1 protein-coding gene is annotated in these 530 nt (G+C 72.1%); it reads right to left on the reverse strand.

The genetic code is table 11. From position 1 onward, the window contains the following. Positions 1 to 431 (reverse strand): glycosyltransferase (locus tag ETQ85_RS26725; protein WP_281283124.1); only part of this gene is annotated, 431 nt, incomplete at its 3' end. Between the last annotated feature and the right edge of the window lie 99 nt (positions 432 to 530).

Here is a 530-nt window from a genome sequence, read left to right on the forward strand (position 1 = left end):
AGGGTGTCGGCCAGCTCGGCCACCCCCAGCCGGACGAACAAGGCGGCGTTTTCGCGCTCATGGCCGCTCACCACGTCCAGCAGGATCGTCGGCGTGCCCACGGCGAAGGCCTCGGCCGGCGTCATGCCCCCGGCCTTGGTGATCAACAGGTCGGCCGCGCGCATCCAGGCCAGCAGGTCGGCGTGCGGCACCAGGCCGCAGACCTTCAGCGCCACCGGCTCCGGCAGGCGTTTTTGCAGCGCCATCCGCAACACATTCAGCAGCGCCTGCTGGCGCGCGTTGGCGCCGCAGACGGCGATGATCTGCAGCGGGCCTTGGTGGTGGCGGGCCAGGCTCTCCACCACAAGCGCGTAGTCGCCGACCCCCTCCTTGCCCGAGGTGATGAGCACGGTGGGCGCATCCGGGGCGAGACCCAGCGCCGTGAGCGCCATCTCCCGGGTTCTGCCGTCGGCGGCCGCAACGCGCACCGGCATGCCGCTGGTGGTGACCTTGTCGGGTGCCACGCCGGCGGCCAGCCAGCGCGCTTCCAG

The organism is Zoogloea oleivorans (assembly GCF_008107625.1).
Lineage (GTDB): Bacteria > Pseudomonadota > Gammaproteobacteria > Burkholderiales > Rhodocyclaceae > Zoogloea > Zoogloea oleivorans.